Origin of the sequence: Nitrosomonas marina (assembly GCF_900111605.1) — a bacterium.
Lineage (GTDB): Bacteria > Pseudomonadota > Gammaproteobacteria > Burkholderiales > Nitrosomonadaceae > Nitrosomonas > Nitrosomonas marina_A.
The window spans coordinates 1-7,810 of the sequence record NZ_FOIA01000057.1 but is presented as its reverse complement, the minus strand read 5'-3'; the positions used below and the strand labels follow the sequence as shown (position 1 = coordinate 7,810).

Sequence of the window (7,810 nt, the reverse complement as noted above, 5' to 3'; positions counted from 1 at the left end):
TACCGATCATTGACGCGGCCAGTGGCGAAATCCGTCAGGCCCAGATCTTTGTCGGCACACTGGGCGCATCCAACTATACCTACGCCGAGGCCACGACTGGACAGACACTGTCTGAGTTGCTGGCCAGCCAGAGCCGTATGCTGGAATTCTTTGGCGGCTGTCCTGAGATCATTGTGCCCGACAATCTTAAATCCGGCGTCAGCAAGCCTTGCCGCTATGATCCTGATTTAAATCCCAGCCACCAGCAATGGGCCGCTCATTACCAGGTCGCGGTGATCCCGGCACGGCCTTACAAACCCCAAAGACAAGGCCTAGGTGGAAGTGGCTGTACAGATTGTTGAACGCTGGATACTGGCAAAGCTGCGCAGGCAAACTTTCTTCAGTCTGGGAGAACTCAACCACTGTATTGCCAGTCTGCTCAATGACTTGAACCACAGGCCTTACAAACAATTGTCCGGTAATCGCCAACAGGCTTTTGAACAACTCGACAGGCCAACTCTGCAGCCATTACCGGCAAATCGGCAACTATCAAATCAAATCTGAATCAGCATACAGCAAAAAGTCGAAAACCCCGTAATCAATCGTTTCAATGCATCAATTTCTGCAAGCATTTAATCGGTTGTTGTCAAAGGCCAGCCGATTAACAGAACAGTTATTGTAACAATTGCAGTCACCACATTCATTGGCAGTCCAACTTTAAGAAAATCCGAAAAACGATATCCACCTGGCCCGTAAACCATCAGGTTGGTTTGATAACCAAGGGGGGTTGCAAAACTCGCCGACGCCGCCATCATGATGGCCAAAACAAAAGGCACATTATTCAAATCAGCTTTTTCGGTAATTTCCAATATGATAGGCAGCATAATTAATGCTGCAGCATTATTGGTGATCACCTCGGTTAACAGCGAAACTGTCAGATAAGTCAATATCAGCAACAACCACGGCGTACCATTACTTAGTTCAACGATGTTTCCTGCTATGAATTCAGCAACACCTGTTTTCTGTAATGCCATCCCCAATGCGAATGAAGCCGCAATCGTGATGATCACCGTCAAATCCAGGCTTTTTTCTGCTTGAGCCGTCGAACAACAGCCTGTGACAATCATCAACCCGGCACCCATCAGCGACGCGTTGAGCATACTGACGATTTCAAAACCCGCCGCAACAATTATTGCTGTCAATATCGCCCAGGCAAGATAGGCACGTTCATGCCGGGGTGATTCTGTATTCAGATCGTTAATCAGCAAAAAATCCTTGTTGTAGCGCTGACGGCTAACAAAAGCCGGCCTCGCTTCCAGTAACAGGGTGTCGCCTGCCTGCAACCTGATATTTCCCAGATTCCCTTTGATTCGCTCACCGTTACGCGCCACAGCAAGCACAACCGCACCATACTGTGACCTGAACCGCGTATCACGAATAGCGTGCCCAATTGCACCACAGTGTGGTGATACAACCGCCTCCACCAGGCGTCGTTCGGCACGCTGCGTCATCAACGTTTGCGCATGGTCTCCATCCATCGAAGGCACAATACCATTGATGCGCAACAAATCTGAAATTGCATCCGTATCTCCGGCAAAAACCAGCCTGTCGCCACCCTGTAACGTCTCTTCGGATGACACTGCGGTGATAACTGTCCCGTTTCGCTCAATTTCAACCAAATAAACGCGCTGCAAATGTCTTAATCCCGCCTCCTCGACCGTTTTACCGACGAGTGGACCAGCATGTGCTACGGACACTTCCAGAGTAAATTCGCGCAGATTTGAAAATGCTTCGTTTTGAGTCCGCTCAGGCAACAGATTCGGAAACCACAACCACATCAATAGAAAACCCGAAAGCGCAACAGGCAACCCAACGGCAGTAATTGAAAACAGTGAAAACCCGGTTTCACCGGTCAACAGCTGATATTGCCCATTGACGATTAAATTCGTGCTAGTGCCAATCAACGTCAGAGTACCACCCAGTATTGCTGTATAGCTTAAAGGGATCATCAACTTGGAAGAAGCAATACCTATCCTGCGAGACCAGGTATAAATTGCCGGAATCATGGTTGCAACAACGGGAGTATTATTTAAAAACCCACTCAATATCACCACAGGAAAAAAAATTCTGGATAATGCACCGCGCGTTGTAACCGGACGGCCTAGTATACGATTGACCAGCAAATCGACTGCACCCGAAGCATGCATGCCTGCTGCGACAACAAACATGGCCGCCACTGTGATCAGACCCGAATTACTGAACCCAAGCAACGCCTCTTCGCTGGTTAGAATTCCGGATACACTTAAAATCGTCAGTGCCGCCGTCATGACCAAATGAGGTCCCACACGGGTAAATATTAGCGCCAATAACGTTGCCAAACACAATCCAAGCGCAAACCAGCCTTGCCATTCCATTGCATTGAAATCCTGAAAATGAATCCGACGCCGCGTACTATACAGCAACTATTAATATAATCTGAAATAATAAATAATGATTACCATATACCAAATAGCTATTAAATATACCGCATTGTAAAGCGCCACGATTTCCGCATATCGGCCAGAACTTTAAAGACTAGTGTAATTTAAACGGATTGGTGGTATGCTTTTGTCTGAACATTAAAAAAGCAATTGTTGATTGTTTTCTGAACGGTGGATATAACGCCGTTTGTTAATTGAGTTTCGAAAGAAAAAGGTTTCCATTTCTTTCAAGTGAAGCTCATCATGCAATTTGAAATTACGTGATATGAAAGATTTATTCGTTAGCCTGACGTTATACGGATTGGCACTTGTTCTTTATAATCATCTGCTCAATGAGAATTACGATGGATACAACAGTATTCATCCGGCTGCCAGTTGGAATTATAAGGAAAAACTGGCTGCCTATGTTGATCGTGAACGACCACTACGCCAGCTTGCCTTTCCAGAAGATCCGGATATCAAAGCAACCAACTGATAACCAAGTAATATTATTAGTTACAACATTAATAGAGTTGCAGAGAACAAACTGCTGTTCGGATCCTTATTGACAAACAGAAGCATTCATACAAATATTACACATATACTGGTACATCAACATCACGATGTATTACTGTGAAATTTAATAAAGGTAAACGTTACAAATCATCGCCAGATGCGTGAATTCAACGGCCTGTTGATGATGCCAATTTTCCAGTGATTATCGATTAAGTATTGATGAACACCTGAACGCAATAGAAAGTGTTTACTCTCCATTGCAACCGCCTTTTTCTTTGATGCCTCGCTCAATACAAATGCCTATTTTTTCGACACCCCGGACTATTCCCAGTTTTGCGACACTGACTTTAACCCAGGGCGCTTCATACTGAAGCATGATGGTCTGTGCTATATGTTCGGCCAATGCTTCGAGTAAGGAAAAATTATGCTCTGCAAGAATTTCGTGAATACTTTGGGCGATTTGCGCATAGTCCATTGCATCTTCTATGCAGTCGTTCATTGCAGCACGCTTATTAGGCAAAGCAATTTCGAGATCCAGCTGAATTGTCTGGGCGACCTTACGCTCCCAGGGATATATACCGATTCGTGTCTTTGCACGAAAATTGCGTAAAAAAATAATATCCATGATCAAAAAATAAAACACACCAACACGATACAACACCGTATTTTTCACTGAATTTTATATAATACGTAATACACCATCATGATGGTATGCATTTTTTCTGCGAAAACACGAATCTGATGACTCTGCTGGCTTTTATTTTTGTCGCGTACCTGATCGGGTCCATTCCATTTGCGATGATCTCAAGCTGGATTTTCCGATTACCTGATCCGCGCTCTTACGGCTCCAAAAACCCGGGTGCAACTAATGTACTCCGCAGTGGTAAAAAGATAGCAGCACTATTAACACTAGCAGGCGACGCAGGTAAAGGCTGGCTGACAATTACTTTGACACAATCATATGCTCCTGCCTGGAATCTCGGAAATGAAGCTGTCGCCGCTACCGCACTGGCAGTATTTTTAGGTCACGTGTTCCCGGTATTTCTGGGGTTTCGGGGCGGCAAAGGCGTGGCCACGGCCGTTGGAGTGTTGCTTGGCTTAAATACGTTGCTGGGTCTGCTCGCTATCATCACCTGGTTAGCGGTTGCCTATATTACTCGTTACTCTTCCTTAGCTGCAATAATCGCAGCCATTTTGTCTCCGGTATATACTTATTACATTGTTTTCGGGCAATCGTTATACACTCTCTCTGTGCTACTGATGGCACTGATGCTGGTTTGGCGTCATCAGGCCAATATCACCAACTTACTCGCCGGTAGGGAAAGCCGCATTGGCCAGAAAAAAACACCCCCACAATAAACCTGCTGCAACAAATCAAATCCAGGGTGAAAAGGACTTTCAAAAATATTGTAGTTGCAATTCAATCATGCAGCTAAAGTCAGTTTGCGAAATATTCGACGTATATCAGCGCAATAGACGAGATTACAAAAACCAATAACAGCATATCCTTGTCGCTCACTTACACTAAACTCCTCTATTAATTACCCATAAGGTTGAGCCATCATGTTGACAATGACAGGTCAATCTCAATCGAAAACGCTACACAACATCCACATGCATCGCACACACACCGGCTGTATATAATCCCGGCGCCCAATTCTGCTTCACTATTTTGATAACGAATTGTCATAACCGTGACAATAATATTTGTTTGATTTCGGGATCTTGCAGCACAATGGGGTTGGTTTTCATACTACTGCCCCGAGAATTGGCCACTACCTGGTCCAATGTCTCGCTATCAACGCCGTAAATTGACAAAGACGGCAAATCCAGTTCTTCGGTCCAATTCGTCAACAACTGTATCAGGGCAGTATGTGCCACGCTTTCATCATGAAATTGCTGATGACACAGTATCTCGGCTGCATAAGCATATTTAGCCATAGCCTTGTTGTCAGGCTCTCTGCTCTGCATACATCTAATATTAATTTCTGTAGCAGAAGCAATGAGTGTACCGCACACAACACCATGCGGGATAGGATAAAATGCCCCGAGCGGGGACGCCAAACCATGAACAGACCCCAACCCGACTTGCGCCAGCGTTATGCCCGAAAGTAGCGCAGCGTAAGCCATTTTTTCCCGGTTAATAGCAGTTAATTCATCAACTTGCGCACCAACTTCCCTGACAGATTGATACAACGGAATTAGCGCATCACGAACAGCTTGCAATCCACTAAGCGCAAGTGCATCGGTAAAAGCATTGGATTTTAAAGACACATAAGATTCAAGCAATTGTGTCAGCGCATCCATACCATTGGCCGCAACAACATCGGACGGGCAATTGCTTAATAATTCAGGATCAACTATTGCGTACTCTGCAACAAGTTTCTCATGACGGAAAGATTTTTTGAAACCACGCTCACCTTGTACACTCAGCACGGCATTTTTGGTAGCTTCGCTGCCAGTACCAGCGGTTGTCGGCACCGCTATCAACGGTACAGCCGGGCCTTCATATGGCAATTCCGGCCCAACACCTTCCAAAAAATCCATAACCGAACGCTGCAGATTTAACAAGCCTGCTATGGCCTTTGCCGCATCCAACGCACTACCACCGCCGATGCCCACTACCACATCAATATCCTGGCCTGCAAACTCCTTGACCGCCTCATCTATCTGAGCAGGTGACGGTTCGCCACCAATCTTGAATTGCGTATATCGGATTGCCCTGCGCGCCAAGGTATCAACAAATTTTGGCCAGCCGGGCAGATGCTGATATGAATGCGCTCCGGTTACCAGCAGCACACGGTTACCGTAGCTGGCAATAATACCCGGCAACCGATTTATTGCGCCCGAACCAAATTCGATGCGTGGTAACTTCGCTATGGAAAATTCAAACATCAGCTGTTAACTGCCGGATGCAATCCATGATACACAACGCCATGGCGTGGCTCTGTCATCCATTCGGCCACTGTTTCACGCCAATCCAGGTAATGCTGTGTTTCTTTATGAGCCATCGCATCCTGCTGTGTTTTATAGGCCTCGTATAACACAAACTGCGTCGGTTCTTCTTCAGATTGAAGAATATCAAAGCGCAAATTGCCCGACTCCCGAACGGAACCCTCATGATTCAGGCGACAGGCTTCTTTAAACGCCACCACATGCTCAGGCTTAACCGATACATGCACAATGGTCACATACATCTTTATTTCTCCTGTGTATGATTTAGTTTACTAAAAGCATACCATCAATTCTTGTCGTTGTTGGAAACCTTGAGCTATAGTAATAACAAATAAAAAGGAAAAATTATCAAGCCGCCTTCCACAAATAGAATGCAATTGTTTTAAATGGCTATTATCAGAATTAAAAACCTGCTGTTACGAACATACATTGGTTTCAATGAGGAAGAGGTCAACAAGCTACAAGATGTTGTCATTAATGTAATGATTGAAGTGGACCTGAATCATGCCATTATGAATGATTCCGTCGAGCACTCTTATAATTATAAGACTGTAACCAAGAATATCATTGCTTTAGTCCAGGAACATAAATTCAAAATGCTGGAGAAATTATCGCAGTCTATTCTCGATGAAATCATGAAAAACAAAAATGTGTGCTTTGCCAGAGTGGAAGTCGACAAACCTCACGCATTGCGTTTTGCCGAGTCGGTATCTATCGAACTGGAAGCCTGGCGGAATGAACTCAACCAAATCGATTAAACATGGCTAACAACTATAATGAATGTATTATTGGTATCGGTTCGAATATCTATCCTGAGAAACATATTGAATCGGCCCTTGCCATTCTTCACAGGGAAGTCCTTGTTGAAAGCGTCTCCACTTTGGTTAAAACTGCTCCTGTCGGCATCACTTGCCAAAACGACTTTCTCAATGGCGCAGTAAAGATACTGACTCCGGTATCCCGCAAGGCATTCAAAAATTACTTAAAACAGCTTGAAAACAGACTGGGTAGGGATCGGTCACTGCCTAAATTTGGCCCGAGAGTTATTGATCTTGACATTATTGTTTGGAATAATGAAATTGTCGATAATGATTATTACACCAGAGATTTTGTCAAAAATTCTGTAGATGAGCTGTTATCAACATCCAATTGTAATTTGACATAACCAAATGTTATTTTTATAACGACACTCGCCACTCATTACCACCATTCAATTCCTTATACTTATAACTTATCCAAAAAATTTGAAATTTTTGCACTTTTAATACAAATACAGCGTATACTCGTTAAAGTCGTATGGATTCAAGTTGTGGAATAGTACCGTTGGTGTGGGCTTTTTTCCTTGATATTCGATGACTGCTTGCATGTTTGATTTATGCAGGTATAACTTCAAGATTAAAATTTTATTAAGGAAAATAACATGGCAACAGGTATAGTTAAATGGTTTAATGATTCCAAAGGTTTCGGTTTCATTACCCCCGACAATGGTGGAGAGGATTTATTTGCGCACTTCTCCGCAATCCAAAGCAGTGGATTCAAGTCTCTTAAAGAAGCACAGCGTGTTGTATTTGAAGTAACCACCGGTCCTAAAGGAAAGCAAGCATCCAATATTCGACCAGAGTAGTCGTCAAAACGCGCACATAAAGTATTTCACACCCCGGTCAGCCACCGGGGTTTTGTTTTGTATTCAGAAAACCCCCTCAAGTTTGCCATAATCTTTCCAAACCGATCTGGTCAATTTTCCAAAAACGACCTGCTGTCTCTTAGATGTATCAGTTAACTTGCCAATTTTAAATTTGGCCTTATTTCTACTTTGTCAGATTAGAAGGCCTTCTCTGCGGCAATGATTTATTGTATAGTAACACTTTGTTTAATAACTATTAATCACGATCATGTCGTGA

At 44.0% G+C, this 7,810-nt stretch carries 9 protein-coding genes and 1 pseudogene; 6 read left to right on the top strand and 4 right to left on the bottom strand.

Annotated elements, in window-relative coordinates; translation table 11 throughout:
- Positions 1–513 (top strand): annotated as a pseudogene (gene istA / locus BMY62_RS15365) (IS21 family transposase); the annotation flags it as partial.
- 98 nt (positions 514–611) lie between these two features.
- Here istA and BMY62_RS15360 read toward each other — a convergent pair.
- A complete protein-coding gene (locus tag BMY62_RS15360; RefSeq protein WP_090662020.1) occupies positions 612–2,393 on the bottom strand; it encodes an SLC13 family permease in 1,782 nt (593 codons plus the stop codon).
- A gap of 331 nt (positions 2,394–2,724) precedes the next feature.
- Here BMY62_RS15360 and BMY62_RS15355 point away from each other — a divergent pair, with 331 nt between their 5' ends.
- On the top strand, positions 2,725–2,934 hold the full coding sequence (locus BMY62_RS15355) for a hypothetical protein (RefSeq protein ID WP_090662017.1): 210 nt from the start codon (positions 2,725–2,727) through the stop codon (positions 2,932–2,934).
- A gap of 267 nt (positions 2,935–3,201) precedes the next feature.
- Here BMY62_RS15355 and BMY62_RS15350 read toward each other — a convergent pair whose 3' ends face one another.
- On the bottom strand, positions 3,202–3,579 hold the full coding sequence (locus BMY62_RS15350) for a dihydroneopterin aldolase (protein ID WP_090662026.1): 378 nt from the start codon (positions 3,577–3,579) through the stop codon (positions 3,202–3,204).
- Between the two features lie 116 nt (positions 3,580–3,695).
- On the opposite strand from BMY62_RS15350, the gene plsY reads away from it, so the two are divergent.
- Entirely contained in the window at positions 3,696–4,313 is a 618-nt protein-coding gene (gene plsY / locus BMY62_RS15345; protein ID WP_090662023.1) for a glycerol-3-phosphate 1-O-acyltransferase PlsY, read from the top strand.
- A gap of 327 nt (positions 4,314–4,640) precedes the next feature.
- On the opposite strand, the gene BMY62_RS15340 is transcribed toward plsY, so the two are convergent.
- Positions 4,641–5,849 carry an iron-containing alcohol dehydrogenase gene (locus tag BMY62_RS15340; protein WP_090662014.1) on the bottom strand — a complete coding sequence of 403 codons (1,209 nt, stop codon included), beginning with the start codon at positions 5,847–5,849 and terminating at the stop codon, positions 4,641–4,643.
- Entirely contained in the window at positions 5,849–6,151 is a 303-nt protein-coding gene (locus tag BMY62_RS15335) for an antibiotic biosynthesis monooxygenase (RefSeq protein WP_090662011.1), read from the bottom strand. The genes BMY62_RS15340 and BMY62_RS15335 overlap by 1 nt, the downstream gene beginning before the upstream one ends.
- Before the next feature lie 144 nt (positions 6,152–6,295).
- Here BMY62_RS15335 and BMY62_RS15330 point away from each other — a divergent pair, with 144 nt between their 5' ends.
- From BMY62_RS15330 to BMY62_RS15320, 3 genes are all read left to right on the top strand, one after another.
- Positions 6,296–6,667, top strand: a complete 372-nt coding sequence (locus tag BMY62_RS15330; protein ID WP_090662008.1) for a FolB domain-containing protein — start codon at positions 6,296–6,298, stop codon at positions 6,665–6,667.
- A gap of 2 nt (positions 6,668–6,669) precedes the next feature.
- On the top strand, positions 6,670–7,074 hold the full coding sequence (folK, locus tag BMY62_RS15325) for a 2-amino-4-hydroxy-6-hydroxymethyldihydropteridine diphosphokinase (RefSeq protein WP_090662005.1): 405 nt from the start codon (positions 6,670–6,672) through the stop codon (positions 7,072–7,074).
- A gap of 255 nt (positions 7,075–7,329) precedes the next feature.
- Complete coding sequence (locus BMY62_RS15320; RefSeq protein WP_090662003.1) at positions 7,330–7,533, top strand: cold-shock protein; 204 nt, start codon at positions 7,330–7,332, stop codon at positions 7,531–7,533.
- Positions 7,534–7,810 lie beyond the last annotated feature (277 nt).

Bases quoted from the DNA above. Each gene is read 5' to 3' on its own strand.
- BMY62_RS15335 (WP_090662011.1), bottom strand. From the start codon at position 6,151: ATGTATGTGACCATTGTGCATGTATCGGTTAAGCCTGAGCATGTGGTG.
- BMY62_RS15320 (WP_090662003.1), top strand. From the start codon at position 7,330: ATGGCAACAGGTATAGTTAAATGGTTTAATGATTCCAAAGGTTTCGGT.
- BMY62_RS15360 (WP_090662020.1), bottom strand. From the start codon at position 2,393: ATGGAATGGCAAGGCTGGTTTGCGCTTGGATTGTGTTTGGCAACGTTA.
- plsY (WP_090662023.1), top strand. From the start codon at position 3,696: ATGACTCTGCTGGCTTTTATTTTTGTCGCGTACCTGATCGGGTCCATT.
- folK (WP_090662005.1), top strand. From the start codon at position 6,670: ATGGCTAACAACTATAATGAATGTATTATTGGTATCGGTTCGAATATC.
- BMY62_RS15355 (WP_090662017.1), top strand. From the start codon at position 2,725: ATGAAAGATTTATTCGTTAGCCTGACGTTATACGGATTGGCACTTGTT.
- BMY62_RS15330 (WP_090662008.1), top strand. From the start codon at position 6,296: ATGGCTATTATCAGAATTAAAAACCTGCTGTTACGAACATACATTGGT.
- BMY62_RS15340 (WP_090662014.1), bottom strand. From the start codon at position 5,849: ATGTTTGAATTTTCCATAGCGAAGTTACCACGCATCGAATTTGGTTCG.
- BMY62_RS15350 (WP_090662026.1), bottom strand. From the start codon at position 3,579: ATGGATATTATTTTTTTACGCAATTTTCGTGCAAAGACACGAATCGGT.